This window comes from Gardnerella sp. KA00288, assembly GCF_049244085.1.
GTDB lineage: Bacteria > Actinomycetota > Actinomycetes > Actinomycetales > Bifidobacteriaceae > Bifidobacterium > Bifidobacterium greenwoodii.
On sequence record NZ_CP058373.1, the window covers coordinates 1,060,227 to 1,077,008 of the forward strand.

Annotated in this window: 14 protein-coding genes and 1 tRNA gene; 5 read left to right on the plus strand and 10 right to left on the minus strand. The window is 44.1% G+C overall.

Annotated elements, in window-relative coordinates; genetic code table 11:
- Positions 1-302: 302 nt before the first annotated feature.
- Complete coding sequence (trmB, locus tag HXT52_RS04055) at positions 303-1,121, plus strand: tRNA (guanosine(46)-N7)-methyltransferase TrmB (RefSeq protein WP_119520508.1); 819 nt, start codon at positions 303-305, stop codon at positions 1,119-1,121.
- A 65-nt stretch (positions 1,122-1,186) separates the two neighbouring features.
- Here trmB and HXT52_RS04060 read toward each other — a convergent pair whose 3' ends face one another.
- From HXT52_RS04060 to HXT52_RS04075, 4 genes are all read right to left on the minus strand, one after another.
- Positions 1,187-1,651 (minus strand): cell division protein SepF, encoded by a 465-nt coding sequence (locus tag HXT52_RS04060; protein WP_004134563.1) that lies wholly within the window; start codon positions 1,649-1,651, stop codon positions 1,187-1,189.
- Positions 1,652-1,675: 24 nt separating this feature from the next.
- The gene (gene ftsZ / locus HXT52_RS04065) at positions 1,676-2,887 is read right to left on the minus strand and encodes a cell division protein FtsZ (RefSeq protein WP_421775773.1); all 1,212 of its coding nucleotides are present in this window, start codon (positions 2,885-2,887) and stop codon (positions 1,676-1,678) included.
- Between the two features lie 213 nt (positions 2,888-3,100).
- A complete protein-coding gene (gene dusB, locus HXT52_RS04070) occupies positions 3,101-4,255 on the minus strand; it encodes a tRNA dihydrouridine synthase DusB (RefSeq protein ID WP_421775774.1) in 1,155 nt (384 codons plus the stop codon).
- A 78-nt stretch (positions 4,256-4,333) separates the two neighbouring features.
- Positions 4,334-5,854: a glycine--tRNA ligase gene (locus tag HXT52_RS04075; RefSeq protein WP_421775775.1), complete on the minus strand. Its 1,521-nt coding sequence runs from the start codon at positions 5,852-5,854 to the stop codon at positions 4,334-4,336.
- Between the two features lie 188 nt (positions 5,855-6,042).
- Between HXT52_RS04075 and HXT52_RS04080 the strand changes: the two genes are divergently transcribed.
- Both HXT52_RS04080 and HXT52_RS04085 read left to right on the plus strand, forming a co-directional pair.
- On the plus strand, positions 6,043-6,432 hold the full coding sequence (locus HXT52_RS04080) for an MTH1187 family thiamine-binding protein (RefSeq protein ID WP_119520516.1): 390 nt from the start codon (positions 6,043-6,045) through the stop codon (positions 6,430-6,432).
- 64 nt (positions 6,433-6,496) lie between these two features.
- Positions 6,497-7,729: a M20 family metallopeptidase gene (locus HXT52_RS04085; RefSeq protein WP_004136270.1), complete on the plus strand. Its 1,233-nt coding sequence runs from the start codon at positions 6,497-6,499 to the stop codon at positions 7,727-7,729.
- A gap of 17 nt (positions 7,730-7,746) precedes the next feature.
- Here the strand turns inward: HXT52_RS04085 and HXT52_RS04090 are convergent, their stop codons facing one another.
- The 4 genes from HXT52_RS04090 to HXT52_RS04105 all read right to left on the minus strand — a co-directional run bounded on the left by HXT52_RS04090 (position 7,747) and on the right by HXT52_RS04105 (position 12,394).
- A complete protein-coding gene (locus HXT52_RS04090) occupies positions 7,747-8,541 on the minus strand; it encodes an isoprenyl transferase (protein ID WP_004134558.1) in 795 nt (264 codons plus the stop codon).
- 76 nt (positions 8,542-8,617) lie between these two features.
- Positions 8,618-9,814 (minus strand): hypothetical protein, encoded by a 1,197-nt coding sequence (locus tag HXT52_RS04095; protein ID WP_050543418.1) that lies wholly within the window; start codon positions 9,812-9,814, stop codon positions 8,618-8,620.
- Positions 9,815-10,189: 375 nt separating this feature from the next.
- Positions 10,190-10,936, minus strand: coding sequence for a DNA repair protein RecO (recO, locus tag HXT52_RS04100; RefSeq protein ID WP_421775776.1), 747 nt, complete (start codon positions 10,934-10,936; stop codon positions 10,190-10,192).
- A gap of 51 nt (positions 10,937-10,987) precedes the next feature.
- Complete coding sequence (locus HXT52_RS04105; protein WP_421775777.1) at positions 10,988-12,394, minus strand: DivIVA domain-containing protein; 1,407 nt, start codon at positions 12,392-12,394, stop codon at positions 10,988-10,990.
- A 118-nt stretch (positions 12,395-12,512) separates the two neighbouring features.
- On the opposite strand from HXT52_RS04105, the gene HXT52_RS04110 reads away from it, so the two are divergent.
- Positions 12,513-12,586: transfer RNA gene (locus HXT52_RS04110), tRNA-Val, on the plus strand.
- A gap of 47 nt (positions 12,587-12,633) precedes the next feature.
- On the opposite strand, the gene HXT52_RS04115 is transcribed toward HXT52_RS04110, so the two are convergent.
- Positions 12,634-13,539: a PDZ domain-containing protein gene (locus HXT52_RS04115; protein ID WP_421775778.1), complete on the minus strand. Its 906-nt coding sequence runs from the start codon at positions 13,537-13,539 to the stop codon at positions 12,634-12,636.
- A 150-nt stretch (positions 13,540-13,689) separates the two neighbouring features.
- Between HXT52_RS04115 and HXT52_RS04120 the strand changes: the two genes are divergently transcribed.
- Positions 13,690-15,186, plus strand: a complete 1,497-nt coding sequence (locus tag HXT52_RS04120; RefSeq protein ID WP_421775779.1) for a zinc-dependent metalloprotease — start codon at positions 13,690-13,692, stop codon at positions 15,184-15,186.
- A 1-nt stretch (position 15,187) separates the two neighbouring features.
- Here HXT52_RS04120 and HXT52_RS04125 read toward each other — a convergent pair whose 3' ends face one another.
- A complete protein-coding gene (locus HXT52_RS04125) occupies positions 15,188-16,750 on the minus strand; it encodes an ATP-dependent helicase (RefSeq protein WP_421775780.1) in 1,563 nt (520 codons plus the stop codon).
- Between the last annotated feature and the right edge of the window lie 32 nt (positions 16,751-16,782).

Below are 16,782 nucleotides of genomic sequence, written 5' to 3' on the forward strand. Positions count from 1 at the left end.
ACTATCGCTCCGCTTTTATATTGCTCGACCAAGCAACACCCACCCCTCACTCGTAAATTCACCCACCGTTGTTTTTTGGTGTGGTAGGAAGAGTGCTTGGTGTGGCGTGTGCGGCAGCACGGATGCTAGTGTTCGCTGATCAACAGGAATCAGCGTCTGCAGAGCATTGATGCAAAGCTACATTAGCAGCGTCAGCAGAGCAGTGATGTATACTTTTTGGTAGCATAAAACAAGAGTTCGAGCATGACTAAAGTCATGTGAATTTAACTAAAAGCGTATAGCCGAATAACGAAAGTAATCTAATGAGCAGTGAAAATGAAAACGAAAACACTATGCAAGCCAAGCAACGCACTGTATTGTCGTTTGTGCGTCGTTCTGGACGCTTAGATGCGCGTTTACAGCACGCTCAGGAGCGTTATGCAAGTCAGTACTTATTAGATGTTACTGAAGCTCCTGGCTCTTTTAGATTGCGCGAAAATTTGCACATTACGCATGATTGGATTAAAGATAAGTGGGGCAATAATAATCCGCTTATTGTTGAAATCGGTTCCGGTCAGGGCGAAAACGTTGTTGCTGCAGCAGAACGTTTGCCGGAAACTAACTTTTTGGCGCTTGAAGTTTATGATCCAGGCGTTGCTCATACAATGCTTTTAGCTGGAAAACAAGGTTTAACTAATCTCCGTATTGCGCAAATTAATGCTCCTGATTTCTTCGCAGCTTGTGACCGCGGAGTTTTAGAAGAAGTTTGGACTTTCTTCCCGGATCCATGGCCTAAGATGCGTCACCATAAGCGTCGTATTGTGCAACCAGAGCTTGCCTCTACAATCCACCAGGCGTTGCGTAAAGAGGGCGTTTGGCGCATTGCTACAGATATTGAGGACTATGCTTTGCACGTGCATGAGGTTATGGATTCTCGCGAAGATTTCGCGAACATTGGCGAATTAAGCGTAAGCCTTCCAATTGAGCATGTTGGAAAAGGTACTGCCGATACTGCAGCAGCTCTTCCACACGCAGATTTTAACGAATCTGAGCGCTTTGCTGGTCGAGTTCTTACTAATTTTGAGCGTAAAGGTTTGGATGCTGGTCGCACGATTCACGACTTCACTTATCTTGCGCAATAAATAAAAAAGCAGCGAAAGTGTTAAACAAACGCTGCTTAATTAAGATTTTTATTGCGTAATACGCTTTAAGAGAACAAGTCTCGAGCAGTATTGCCGTTTGGAGCATCCTCTACTTTAATATTCACTTGTGCAGGACTGAGCAAGAACACGCGAGGAGTTACACGCTCAATAGAACCGCGCACGCCGAATACTACACCAGCAGAGAAATCAACAATTCGATACGCCACAGACTCAGTTACACCAGTTAAATTAAGCACTACTGGAACGCCATCTCTTAAAGCGCGACCAACCATTTGCGCATCGTCATAAGACTTTGGATGAATGGTAGTAATACGGCTCATGCGATTAAGACTTGCGCGAGCAGAAGTGCCACTAGAGCGAGAATCGTCTCCGTGCTGCGACGCAACAGGTGTTACCGATCGATCGTTGTCAAAGGAAGTTTCTGGAACATCAGCTTCAACATAATCATCATCTTCTTGAACATCTGCCATACCAACGTACGACATTACGTTCTTCATAAAGCTAGCCATGAAGCCACCCTCCTCTCGTTACACCTAACGCAAAAAATCAGGAATATCTAGTTCATCCGGTTCAGAAGACTGCGGCTGAGCAGGTTCTGGATTAGATGAATACTGCTGATTTGCTGCAGTATCAAACATAGAAGGCACAGAAGCAGGCTGCTCTGCTTGTGTAGCAGCAGATTCTTCCCTCATAGCAGAAGTAGACTTTGCTGGAGCAACAGACTTTACATCTGCCTGCATATCAACAAACTGGCCGGCTGTTGCTGAAGATTCTTCCGACTTAGAGTGAGCGTCGAAACCTGCAGCAATAACAGTCACACGCACTTCGTCACCGTAGGAATCATCCAAGGAAAGACCCCAAATAATTTGTGCTTCTGGATGAATAGCCTTACGAACAAGCTCAGTTGCAGCAGACGCTTCTTGAAGCTTCAAATCACTTGGGCCTGCGATGTTAATCAAAGCACCGTGAGCACCTTCAATGCTTTCCTCAAGAAGAGGCGAGCTGATAGCGATTTCGGCAGCCTGAGTTGCACGATCTTCGCCCTTTGCAGAACCGATGCCGAAGAGTGCTGTACCTGCGCCGCGCAAAATAGCAGTAACATCGGAAAAGTCCACATGAATGTACGAATTTGTGGTAATCAAATCCGTAATACCTTGAACGCCAGCAAGCAATGCGGTATCTGCCGTCTTAAATGCTTCAATAATACCGATTGTGCGATCCGAAATTTCCAAAAGACGATCGTTTGGAATTACGATTAACGCATCAACTTCTTTGCGAAGATTTTCGATACCAAGTTTTGCAGATGCAGCACGCTGCGGGCCCTCAAAACCGAATGGACGCGTAACAACTGCAATAGTTAAAGCACCCTGCTGATGCGCAGCACGAGCAACTATTGGGCTAGCACCAGTGCCTGTACCGCCGCCTTCGCCGCAGGTAACGAACACCATATCAGCGCCCTTAAGTGCTTCTTCAATATCTGATTGATGATCCTGTGCAGCTTTTGCACCCTTCTCAGGATCAGCACCAGCACCAAGACCTCGGCTTGAAGCGTCCGATAATGAAATCTTTACATCAGCATCAGAACGCAGTAAATCTTTAGCGTCAGTATTAATGGCTACAAATTCTACATTCTGTAGACCCTCGCTGATCATCCGATTGACGGCGTTACCGCCGGCACCACCGACGCCGACTACCTTGATGATGGTTTTGTCGTTGAAATTGTCAGTCTGGGCAATCTCGCTCACCGTTTTCTCCTGTCACTCACGCACGTTTACACAATATTTTAGCGCAAAACGCTCGATACTGACGACGTTTTAACAATAAACTGAAAAAATGTCACTGATTTGATAATACACCGGGCTATATGCAAATATACATAGCCGGTAATTTTCTTTGAATAATCACAAGATAATCGCAAAATAATCAGCATATAAAAATGGCCAAAAGCCTAGAAAACTCTAGTAACTAGCATCCATTGGGTCGTCGCCAAACAAGGCTTCGCGCTCCTCGTGACTTGTAGTACGAGAATCCAACCAACCGTATGGCAAATGAACTTTTTTAGCAAAACGCACGCGCCCGCGCGGCGTGTCTAACACTTGTTCCGGCAGACGAAGAGAGCCATCGAGCATGTTGAGATTGCGATTAACATCCTCAATAGACTCGCATTCCATAAAGTTTTTGCGAGTTCCTCCCCCAACCGGAAAGCCCTTTAAATACCAAGCAATATGCTTACGCAAGTCGTGAACAGCCATACGCTCGTCGCCATCATAAAACTCAACCAAAAGATTTAAGTGGCGCAAAATCACTGAGCCAACTTCCGCCAAAGTTGGATTAACGCGCTCACTACTGCCCGCACAAGCGTTACGAATATCTGCAAAAATCCAAGGCCTACCCTGGCATCCTCGACCGATAGCAACGCCAGCACAACCAGTTTCTTTAAACATTGCAATCGCATCTTGCGCACCCCAAATATCACCGTTGCCAAAAACGGGAATATCAAGCGCCTCAACAAGCTCCCCAATACGCTGCCAGTCTGAATGACCGCCATAATATTCTGAAGTTGTGCGAGCATGCAAAGTTACAGCAGCACATCCTTCTTCTTGCGCAATATGACCCGCTTGAATAAAAGTTTCATGACTCTCGTCAATACCAACACGGAATTTTGCCGTAACAGGGATTCCTGCAGGTTCGCAAACAGAAACAACGCGATGCAAAATTTCTTGCAACAAATCAGTTTTCCAAGGAAGAGCAGAACCGCCGCCGCGTCTTGTAACTTTAGGAACTGGGCAGCCGAAGTTTAAGTCAACATGGTCAGCCATGTTTTCGTCAACAACAATTCGAGCAGCCTGCTCTACAATAGAAGGATTAACACCATAAAGTTGCAGCGAGCGCACTTTTTCGCTAGGCGCAAAACGGCAAAGTCTAAGAGCTTTTGGATTTCGTGCAACTAATGCTCTAGCCGTAATCATTTCTGCTACATAAAGCCCATCCGGACCAAATTCTCGGCAGATTACGCGAAATGGCCAGTTGGTAATTCCAGCCATTGGAGACAAAACAACAGGAGTAGCAATATGAACTTTCCCTAAATCCACTGGTTTTATAGAAAAATTCATATTGCTTTAACTCCATTCACTTTAATAATATTTTTGCTTTAATGCTTAAGCTACACTTAAACGATACTTAAGCGCGATTTAGTACAAGCCGCCAGCAGTCGCGATTTTAACAGGCTTAGACTCGTCTTCGCCTGCTTCTTTAGCAACATCCGTAGCGCCGTCAGCCGAACGAGTGCCAACAATCTCAACAGGTCCTTGCGGATATTTAACGCGCTTCTCGTTAATGCGGCTAACAACGTAATCTGCAACCTTGTCCAAAGAAACGCGCTCTTGCTGCATAGTGTCACGCTCGCGGATAGTAACAGCATGATCTTCCAAAGTATCGAAGTCAACTGTTACGCACAAAGGAGTACCTATTTCGTCCTCACGACGGTAGCGGCGACCAATAGCGCCTGCTTCGTCATAATCAATAACCCAATCGTGCTGGCGAAGATCCGCAGCCAAATCTTGAGCAACCGACTGTAATTCTGGCTTCTTGCTCAAAGGCAACACCGCAGCCTTAACAGGAGCCAAACGAGGGTCAAGTCTAAGAACAGTACGCTTGTCAACGCCGCCCTTAGTGTTTGGAGCTTCATCAACATCGTAAGCATCAACCAAGAACGCCATAAGCGAGCGCGTAAGACCAGCCGCAGGCTCAATAACGTAAGGAACATACTTTTCGCCAGTAGCCTGGTTAAAGTAGCTCAAATCCTCACCGGAATGCTTGGCATGAGCAGACAAATCGTAGTCAGTACGGTTTGCAATACCTTCAAGCTCTCCCCAGTCCGAACCTTGGAAGCCGAATTTGTATTCAATATCGACAGTGCGCTTGGAATAGTGGCTGAGCTTCTCCTTAGGATGCTCGTACATGCGCAAGTTTTCTGGCTTCACACCCAAATCCACATACCAGCGAACGCGAGTGTCAATCCAATACTGATGCCAAGCTTCGTCTGTTCCAGGCTCTACGAAGAACTCCATTTCCATCTGCTCAAACTCACGAGTGCGGAAAATAAAGTTTCCAGGCGTAATTTCGTTGCGGAAAGACTTACCAATATTTGCAATACCAAAAGGTGGCTTTTGACGAGTAGAAGTCATGACGTTCTTAAAATCAACGAAAATACCCTGAGCTGTTTCTGGACGCAAATAGTGCAAGCTGTTTTCGTCTTCAACAGGTCCTAAATGAGTGCGAAGCATCATGTTGAAGTCACGAGGCTCAGTCCAGTTTCCGCGAGTACCGCAATCTGGGCAAGCAATATCTTTTAAGCCGTTTTCTGGCATTTTATCGCCATGCTTTTCGGCATAAGACTCTTCCAACTTGTCTGCACGATGACGCTTATGGCAGTTCAAGCACTCAATCAAAGGATCGTTAAACACGGAAACGTGACCGGAAGCAACCCAAACTTGAGAAGGCAGAATAACGGAAGTATCCACGCCAACAACATCGCCGCGCGTGGTTACCATGTAGCGCCACCATTCGCGCTTGATATTATCCTTTAACGCAACGCCCAACGGACCATAATCCCACGCAGAACGCGTGCCACCGTAAATTTCGCCAGCTGGGAACACAAAACCTCGACGCTTAGCCAAGGACACGACTTCATCAAGCTTTGAAACAGCCACAATACACCTTTTCGTAAAACTAGAAAATTCGGGTGAAACGGTGTTAATTATAGAAAAACCCTGTGACGCTTGTAAAATTATTAAAGTAACTGTTAAGGTAACGCAAATTTATAAGCTTGTTGACGCATTATTTGGCGTTACGTTTTTGATAAATTTGCGTAAGATTACGAATTTAAGGGATTGTTGCTATGAGTGAAATCAATAAAGATAACGAAGATAAAAACGCAAACACTTGCGAAAATAGCTGCGCAAACGCTCACAAAACTAACACTGTTGCGGCGTTGTGCATTTCTCCAAGCGGAGTTGGTGACGAGTTAAGCGAGTACGTTGCGGATGCTGTGAAAGTTATTCGCGATTCTGGATTAAAAAACGAAACTAACGCAATGTTCACGAATATTGAGGGCGAATTTGATGACGTTATGCACGTTGTTCGTGACGCAACTATGACGCTAGTTAATAAAGGATACCGCACCGGGGTAATCTTAAAGCTAGACATTCGCCCTGGTTTCAGCAATCAACTTGACGCTAAAGCTGCTCTTGTAGATAAAATTCTCGACGAACGGAATAAAGAAGAATAAAACTGAAATCAAATAATCTCAAAACTCAAAAAAGTTATAATAAAACAAAGGAAAGCAGGAATTTATGCTGCAACTTACGGCAGTTCAGAAAATATTATCCGATTTAGATGAAACCCAAGCAGAACGAGAAAAACAATACAAATACTTTCATCAACATCCTGAACTGTCAATGAAAGAAGATCATACAGCTCAAACAATTATTGATATTCTTAGCAAAGCTGGGATTGAAACAAAACGAGTTGGAAAAACAGGCGTTGTGGCAGAGATTAAAAACGGCGAAGGTCCTGTTGTTGCTATGAGAGCGGATATCGATGCGCTTCCAATTAAAGAAAATTCAGGAAAAGATTACACTTCAACAGTTAGCACGCAAGACGAAAATGGCAAAACGGTTGGAGTTTCACACGCTTGCGGTCACGATTTTCATATTTCCAGCCTACTTGGTGCCTTGAAGGCTTTTAATGAACATAAAGATGCTTGGAGAGGAACGTACATTGGCGTTTTTCAGCCTGGAGAAGAAACAGCTCAAGGCGCAAAAGACTTGGTGGAAAATGGCATTACGAGCATGATTGCAAAGCCCGACGTTTACCTTGGTCAGCATGTGTTGGGTGCTATTCCTGCAGGAACAGTCGGTATTCGTCCGGGCGCGTTCTTAACTACTGCAGCTTCGATTCGCGTGCACATTTTTGGTAAAGGTTCGCATGGTTCTATGCCCGAGTTGAGCGTTGACCCGGTGGTTGTTGCTTCATCAATTGTGCTTAAATTGCAGACGATTGTTTCTCGCGAACTTGCAGCTAAAGATTACGCAATTGTTACAGTTGGCGCGCTTAATGCAGGAAGTAAGTCGAATATTATTCCTGATGACGCCGAGCTTTTAATTAACACAAGAACTTATAGCGAAGATACTCAAGAATTTGTGCACAATGCTATTGAACGAATTGTGCGTGGAGAGTGCGAGCTTGCAAGATGTCCTAAAGAACCAGAGTTTACGTATTCTGATCACTATCCGCTTACGAATAATGATCAGAATGCATCTTTGCGCGTGCGTAAAGCTTTTGATGAATACTTTGGAGAAGATTCTGTAGATATTTCGCGCGCTTCTGCTTCGGAAGATTTTTCTATAGTCGCGAACGCTTTTAAAACTCCTTACGCTTACTGGGGCTTAGGTGGTTTTGCGGATATGCAGAATGCTCCTGGAAATCACAATCCGGCATTCGCCCCAGATTTGCAGCCCACTCTTAATCGCGGATTAGAAGCTGCAGTCGTAGCAGCTTGCGCTTGGCTCGCTAGCGAAAAGTAACAAATCTTAGTGGGATACTAGGCATTTTTTACGCCGCCAAATCTGCGGTCGCGATGCGCATAACGGTCAATCGACCTCCACAGCGCTTCGCGGCCGTAATCCGGGAAGAGTTCCGGCACAAAATCAAGTTCCGCGTAGGATGCCTGCCAAGGCAAAAAGTTGCTAGTACGCTGCTCGCCGGAAGTGCGAATAACCAAATCACAATCTGGAATATCCGGATTATACAAGTGCTCAGCAATCATTTTTTCAGTAACACGATCGCCCTTAATTTTGCCATTTTGAATTTCTTTAGCAATTTGTGCACAAGCATCCGCAATTTCTGCTCGCCCACCGTAGTTTATGCAAAAAACAACGTCAATAGTTTTGTTGTTCTTGGTAATTTCCTGCGCTTTTTCCAACTCGTCAATAACAGACTTCCACAATCTAGGGCGCCTTCCTGCCCAACGAACGCGCACTCCCCACTCGTTCATTTGCGCAACTCTGCGGTGAATAATATCCCTAGAAAATCCCATTAAAAAGCGCACTTCTTGCGGCGAGCGCTTCCAATTTTCGGTAGAAAAAGTGTACAAACTTAAATAGCGCACTCCAGCTTCAATAGCGCCGGCAATAGTGTCAAAAACAACAGGCTCTGCGGCCTTGTGGCCTTCGGTTCGAATCATTCCGCGCTCTTTAGCCCAGCGACCATTGCCGTCCATAATCACGCCAACATGGCGAGGAACCTTGCCCTTAGGAAAATCTGGTATGCGAGAAGGGTCACTAAAAGGAGCCGCCGGAATATTAAGCGACGTATAATCCACGTTTTCAAAAGCCATACTTACGAATGTAACAACCCCATTGAACGAATAAAACACACATCTAAAACAGCGTATTTATAAAATACGCAATTAACTACATATTCATTTCTTCTCGCTTAGGGTTAAGGAACTTTGCCAAACCAAATGCTCTTAAAATTGCAGCTAAAATAATTGGCAAAATTGAAAGAGTTATAAATGTATACGCAAATTCTTCAAGATAGAAGTAAGAGATGCTTGAACCACTAATAATATCAAAAATAAGCATAATTATTACATAAGCAAAAGTAGAAATTAATACGCCAAGAATAGACCCGCCTATATTAGAACGTTTGCGAACAACAAACTGTCTTTGGAAAACCTCTAAAAGAATAATAAAAACCAATGTTGAAATTATGTAAAAAATAAAATACTTCATATTGTAATAATACTGAAGCCAAATGTAGTAAATAGTTCGAACAATAAACCAAACAATAGAAGGTACAATAACAAAATTATTTTTACGAGCAACTTGCGCAAAACCCAATACTACCGCAAGTGGAACTAATGGGTATGCAATATAAAAACAATCGATAATCAAACTATATTCATAGCCAAATCTTGGAGGTGGAGTAATCATAACAAGATATGTACTAATTGCAACAGCAATAGATAAAATAATTACTAAACCTATTTCTTTTTCGTTCCATTGTGAGCAAAAAGTATTAACAAGCTTTTCGTGCTCATTAAAACGATTATATAAGCTAGATTGAGCGTAACCTATAGGCGCACCGTATTGCGGCATACCAGGCCCACCGTACTGCGGACCACCATACTGGTTTACACCGTACTGGTTTACACCGTACTGAGACTGGGCGTAGCCTTGTGGATTTCCATTTTGCATCTGTGCGTAGCCTTGTGGGCTGCCATACTGCGGAGCACCATACTGTGAGCCATACTGCGGCTGAGCATACTGCTGCTGGGGCTGAGCATACTGTGGCTGGCCGTACTGAGTTTGAGAATACTGCGGCTGCTGATAGTAAGTTTGTTGCGACTGAGCATACTGCTGTTGAGCATACTGTGGCTGAGCATACTGTGGCTGCGCATACTGCTGCGGCTGCGTCGGCTGATATTGATCCTGCTGATACTGATTCTGCTGATACTGAGATTGATCATATTGCGGCTGATTGTACACATCAGATTGCTGATTTACATAAGATTGCGCGTTTTGAGAAGAATTTTCAGCATTATAAGAATTACTGTTCTCGCTATTAGTCTGATTATTCACAGCGTCAGAATTGTTATTAACGTCCATTTTGACTCTCTAGCTCTCGTAAAACAAACACTTAACGCTTATTCTACTACACAAATAAAAAGTATAGTTTATTTTACACATTAATTGCTTCGTCATTCATTCACGTGAATACTCGCACACTCTCCAAATTCGATATAACGCTCGCGCTATAAGCGCTCGCTTGCGAAACTCGCGTTGGAAGTCCACTGGACTTCCAACCTAAGCGAGTTTCCGCTCCGAGTTGCTTTCGCGCGCGCCGTGCTGCACTCAAGCAGGTCGTCGCGCACGTTTGGAGCGCAAAACAGCCATAAACGCTCCAAATGCGAGATAAGTTACCCACGTTTGGAGCGCAAAAATATTGAAAATACTAAAGTCTAACGAAAAATTACAAGCTAACTAATCAGAAATTAGTCCTATTGAACGAATTGGGCGCTCAAGATAATACTCCGCCCAAAGTTTTGCGCAAGAAAGAGTAGAAGAATTGATTGGCACGCCGTCAATAGAACGCCAATCGCCTTGCAAAAGTGCGAATAGTTGAAGACGCGTTTCGTCGGAACAAATAATAGATTCGGGCGTATGATCGCCAGCACACATAACGCCACCGGCAGATGGAGAAAAGTAGCACAAATTTTCTTCTTTTCCGCAAACAACGCAAGTTTTTAAACGCGGAGACCAACCAGCCAAAGACATTGCGCGCAAAAGGTATGAAATTCCAATAGCATTCGGCGCATGCTTTCTGTTAGATAGCGACGACAAAGCAGCAGTAAGCAGACGATACTGCCCGGAAGTATCTTGATATTCACGCATATACTCATCCGTATACTCGTTGGAAACTAGAGCATCTGCAACTTCCAGCATAACGCTTGCATACTCATAGGACGTATAATCGGCACAAATCGAGCCAGCGTAGGCAGATATAGAAACAGCCTGAGATACAACATCCAAAGACTTTCCTTGCGCCAAAAGCACATCAACGCGCATAAGAGGCTCAAGTCGGCCACCAAAGCGCGATTTAAGACGACGAACTCCTTTTGCAACAGCACGAACTTTTCCATGCTGCTTTGTGAGCAAAACTACAATCCTATCTGCTTCACCCAAAGGAAAAGCACGAAGCACAACGGCTTCATCGCGATACAACGGCATAAATCAAGCTGCCAGTCTAAAATTATTGCAAATCTTAGCAAATAAAAGCGGTTACGCTAAGCCGTCGCTAGTATCGTCATTAGTATCGTCATTATCTGAATCATTATTGAAAGAAGTTGATTCATCAATATGACCGATTATTGGGAATGAAAGATCCGGAATATCCAAACTTAATGGCTTGCTAGGCTCTAAATGCGTAACTGGGATTTGCATAGAATCAGATGCACGCTTTGCAGGAGCTGCAGGCGGGAAAGATGGTATAGAAGACGCAGGTGCAGGTGCAGGTGCAGATTCAGCAGCTTCGTGCGTACGATGCGAAACCGGAGGGAAAGCAGGAGGCACGCTCGGCGGCACAGTCTTGGAAGCAGAAGAATTATGCATTACTGTGGCACTTTGCAAAAGCTCATCGTTACTATCTTCATCTTCAAGATTTGCGGACTTGCTTTCTGCAGAATGAGCCGTAAAGATTGCGCGCTCAGACTTATTTAGAGCTTCAAACGAATCACTAGAAGGTTGATTATTGTAATCAACCGGAGCAAAAATGCTTTGCTTTTCGTGATCAGGAACATTAGGAACCAATTGAGAGCGAGTAATCTTTGGCAAAACATTTGAAGCTTCGCCCTTTTCTGCAGAAGAAGCTACAGAAGAAGCTACAGAAGATGCACTAGACACCTTTGCTGCAGGAGCAAAAGATGGAGCGTCAGAAGCGGCAGAAGCAGCCGCAGAAGAAGCAGCCGCAACGGACGCGCGCTTATCTTCAGCAGCAGACGCAGCAGCAATAGCCTCAACAAGAGTATGTCCTGAATAATCAGAATCAACGTACTTGTCTAAACGCTTAAGAGATTCCAAGCTACTTAACAAACGCACGCAAGCATTCAAGTAGTAATCAACCTGACGCTCATCATAACCATGTTTGCCAGTTTTTTGAGTGAAAATAACATTAGAAACATATGTGGAGTTGATGTCATTCAAAGTATTTTCGTCGGTTTCCCACTCAAGCTCGTGACCAAGCATAAGCGCAATCTTATCTAAAGCTTGATCAACCATAATATCTACTTGCTTACGAGCATAAGATGGTCGACGAGAAGCACCGTTATCAAAACGTTCACGATAATCACGCTGAGCATGCTTCAAAAGCTTACGATACAACTCTTCGGCACGAGCTTTCCAAGCTACCCTACCGCACTCGGAAATCTCCTGCTCGGTGCATTTGTCAACAACTGCGCGCTCTAAGCGAGACAGTGCAGCATCAACCTGCCCAATAACATAACCATTGCGCTCTAAATCAAAAGAAACTTCTTGAATGTCTTGCTGAGTAAGTCGAGCCTCATCGCTTTCATACAAAGTGTGCGCACGCTCCAGAAAAGCATCTACCTGTGCGACGTTATATCCTAACTTACGCTTACCCACACGCTCCATTCCTGAAGCATTACGAGCGGTATCAGGTTTATGAGTCATCTACTATCGACCTCCTGAGCACATGTTTCCATTGAGTATACTCTACGCGATTGTTGAGACGCGCGCCACACGTTGCATTCGTACATACCTTCATGTATGTTTTTACTTTGTTGCAAACGGGCGATTAGCTCAGCTGGCTAGAGCGCCACCTTTACACGGTGGATGTCGGGGGTTCGAGTCCCTCATCGCCCACTTTCTGTTCGATTTGATTCTATTATTTAGATTTGCCTATTTTGTATTTATTTTGTATTTACATCTTTTGCACTACAACTTGGCAATTTATCTGCGCCACGGCCAGAACCTATAGATTTCAACGCTTTATAAGCTTCATCAATCGTACTAACTCGAACAACTCGCAAACCTTGTGGAACATGACCAACTACTTCGTCGCAATTATCTTTAGGAGCTAAAAACCAGGTAGCACCATCTCGCTTAGCCGCAATCATTTTTAGACGAATACCGCCAATAGCACCAATTTTCTTAGATTTTTCAATAGTTCCAGTGCCGGCTATAGTTTTACCGCCAGTTTCGCTTTCAGGCGTAAGCTTATCTAAAATTCCAAGCGTATACATCATTCCTGCAGAAGGACCACCAACATCTTCAATATGCAAACGCAACTTCACACCCTTAGTATTAATTCCAAGATGCTTAGAGGCGTATTGTAAAGCAACGTTTTGCGCAACATCCTGCGAATTGTCCATTTCGTGTTCGGATTCTTTATCGTAATCATCTGCATTCTGGCCAACAGGAACAATTGCTTCGCGAGGAATTATCTCTTTTTGAGGATTCAGCCACGAAATAAGCGCGTAAAATGTTGAAACTTCATACCCTGGAACTCCAGAAGTATTAACAGTGAGCATTAATAATTTTCCGCTATCTTTATGCTTTGCATGATTTGAAAGTATTTGAATTACAGGAAGCTTTGAATTTCCAGAAACACCAAGCACATCCTGAGTAGGCCCCGGCTCTTCTACAACATACGCACTTGGTAGCATCAGCGCAATTAACGCAACTACTACGGCGAAAAGTCCCGCAAAATAGCGCAAAGAATGTGAATCAATATACAAAATTAACTGCTTCGCAAATGTTAGCAATCTACCTGATAACCTGCTAAATATGCGCAAACGTTTAGAAAAGCCAAGCATGTTTGTATCATTACACAAGCCCTATATAGATTAATTTGATTTTGTATTTGACTTATAATGCAAATAAAGCAAAATATAATGCAAAATATAATGCATAAAACGTAATATATAAAACATATTTGCTTGAAACCGCAGCAAAAGGATGAACTCATGAACGATGATGCAATTCACCAGTGGCTTATTGAATGCTTTGGGCCAATACAAGGCGAAGAAGCATGGAAACAACTTGAACAACTTCCTTTTGAGCTGCGCGAACAACTCTTAAATCAGAACCCAGATAAGCTTCCTAAACCGGACGAAGTTCGTAGCATGATGCAAGCTTTCAGCGCAGGAGGACTAAATAATCCTAATGAAATGGAAGCAACGCTTGAAGAAGGGCCAATTAACCAAAAACTTGCGCAATCAATTGCATTACAACGCGCAACCGGAGATCAAGGTAACGTAAATGCAGAAGTTGCTGACTCGGCTAGACGTGCGCTAAGCCAAGCAAATTTGTGGCTAGATATTACGTGCAATTTCAATCCTGCTCCAGGAACACCAGCTGTACTTTCAAGAGCAGATTGGGTTGAAGGAACACTCGGATCATGGGTAAAATTCGCAAATCCTGTTGCAAAATCCGTGAATGAAGCGCTTACTTCTGTTATTGAGGAGAGATTGCGCGATGTGGACGATGCTGAAGTAAAAGGACTTTTTGCAGGAGTTGTGCCAATTCCGCTGCCTGAAGGAATGAATAATCCATCGCAACTAATGAAACTACTCGGAAACACTTCCTTTGCTATGCAATTAGGGCAAGCTGCAGGCGCACTTTCGCACGAAGTACACGGAAGTTTTGATCAAGGACTTGCGTTATTGCAAAATCCTGCTGGAGGCTTAATTCCATACAACTGCATTGAATACGCAAAAGTGTGGGAGCTAGATATTACAGAAGTCATGAATTATTTGGCTTTGCGAGAAGCAGCTCACGCAAGACTATTCGCATCCGTGCCATGGCTTATGCCGCGATTTGAGTCGCTGATTATTAAGTACGCAAACGGAATAAACATTGATTTAGAGGCGATGGAAGAACAACTTCGCGACGTAGAAACTATGAATCCGGAAGCAATTTCGGGTGCTGTAAATTTGCAGAATATTGGTAGCAATGATTCAGAGGAGCAGCGTCAAGCATTGCACAGTTTAGAAACACTGCTTGCGCTTGTTGAAGGATGGGTTGATTGCGTTACTTGGCAGGCTGGAATGGCTCATATTGTGCATATTGAACAGTTGCGCGAAATGATGCGTCGCGAGCGCGCTGCAGGAGGACCGGCAGAAGTGACATTCGAATCGCTTTTGGGATTGAAACTTAGACCTCGCCGAATGAGAGAAGCAACTAAGTTGTGGGAAAAGATTACGCAAGAGCACGGAATTGATAAGCGAGATAGTTTGTGGGGTCACCCAGATTTGCTACCAACTTTGCAGGAAACTAGCGAAAACGCGAAGGAAGATGGTAGTGAATCTAATCATGAAAATAGTAGCAAAAGCGTAAACGCAAATAGCAGCGAAGTCTTAGATACTAGCTTAGGTACTAGCAGTAGCGAAAATTGGGATGCTGACTTTAGCAAGCTACTTGAGGAAGAAGAGCGCAAAAAGAAGAAAGACAACGAAAACTAGATCAAGCCAAGAAGCGACTAGGAGCGCGATTCATCCCCGCGCTTCCCTCTTTTCGGCAAGCGTAAGACAGGTGAAGCGTTTTTTCAGCACGAGTCACAGCAACATACATAAGTCTGCGCTCCTCTTCTATATCTTCATCTGTAGAAGCAGAACCGAATGGTATTAAGCCTTCCGAGCAACCAACCACATAAACGTGTGCAAACTCCAAACCCTTAACTGCGTGAATAGTAGAAACCGTAACTGTTGAAATATCAAGCGTTTTAGAAGCATCACCAGCATCTAAAGAAGCCGAGGTTTGCGCATCTTCCAAAACATTTCGCTGCCAGCCAACGTCTCTTCTCACTCGATACGGCATTTTGGCAAATTTCAAAGCCTTGCAAATAACCTGCTGCTGAGCGTTAGTGCGCGTTAGTATTGCGCAATCTCCCGGATTAGCAACTTCGCTTTTTACAAACTTTACAATTTGATTGACCACACCCAAAGCTTCATCAACATCAGTCGCAAAAACCTGCTGCGAAACACGAGTACCGCCTTTAGTAAGAGACTTAACTTTTACGTAGTCACGCTTATACGGCGATGAAGCAAGTACGCGATTAGCAATACCAACTATGCGCTCTGTTGAACGATAATCCGTATTCAAACTAATATCGGCACTTATTGGAGCAAATTCTTGCGGAAAAGCTAACAAATCGTAGCTACTTGCGCCCGCAAACGAGTAGATAGTCTGAGCAGGGTCGCCAACTACGCAAATATCACGATTCTGCCCCATCCATAATCGCAATAATTCGTGCTGTAAAGGAGACACATCCTGATATTCGTCGACTGTAATCCAACCAATTGATTGACGAATACGCCTAGAAGATTCCGGAAAATTTCGCAAAATATGACATGCAAGCAAAAGAATATCGTTAAAATCAATACAATTATGCGAATTTTTTTCTGTTTCGTAAGCTTCGTAAACGTCAACGAATTGTTGCGGTTCTAATCCTGCAGGAGGCAGGCGATGAGTTGCGGCACAAGCGCGAATATAATCATCCGGCGCAATAAGCGAAACTTTAGACCAGTTGATTTCCGCCAAAATATCTCGAGCTTGCAGCAAAGTTAAGCCATCAAAATCCGGATAACGCTTAAGAGCTGCAGATATTATTTGCTTAGGATCTTGCATAATAGACGGAAAAGGCGCTGAACAAACTTCGCTCCACACGCTACGAATCTGCTGCAATGCAGCCGAGTGAAAAGTTGCAACACAACCAATATTTTTAACGCCAAGAGCCTCGATTCTAGAGCGCATTTCCGCAGCAGCTTTTACAGAAAAAGTAACTGCCAAAACTCTTTCAGCATCCCACTTACCGCTAGCGCAAGCATACGCAATTCGACGCGTAATAGTGCGCGTCTTACCAGCTCCAGCGCAAGCAATAATGCGCACCGGACCTTCTACTGCCGTGGCAGCTAAACGCTGCGAATCATCCAAACCATCTAAAAGAGCTTCTGGAGAAGGCACTTGCGAAAGTTTAGAAGAAGTCACTTGCGAAGTCACTTGCGAGGTTTCTGGCGAATAATTCATACCTACTATTGTGGCAGCAATAACGACGCTTG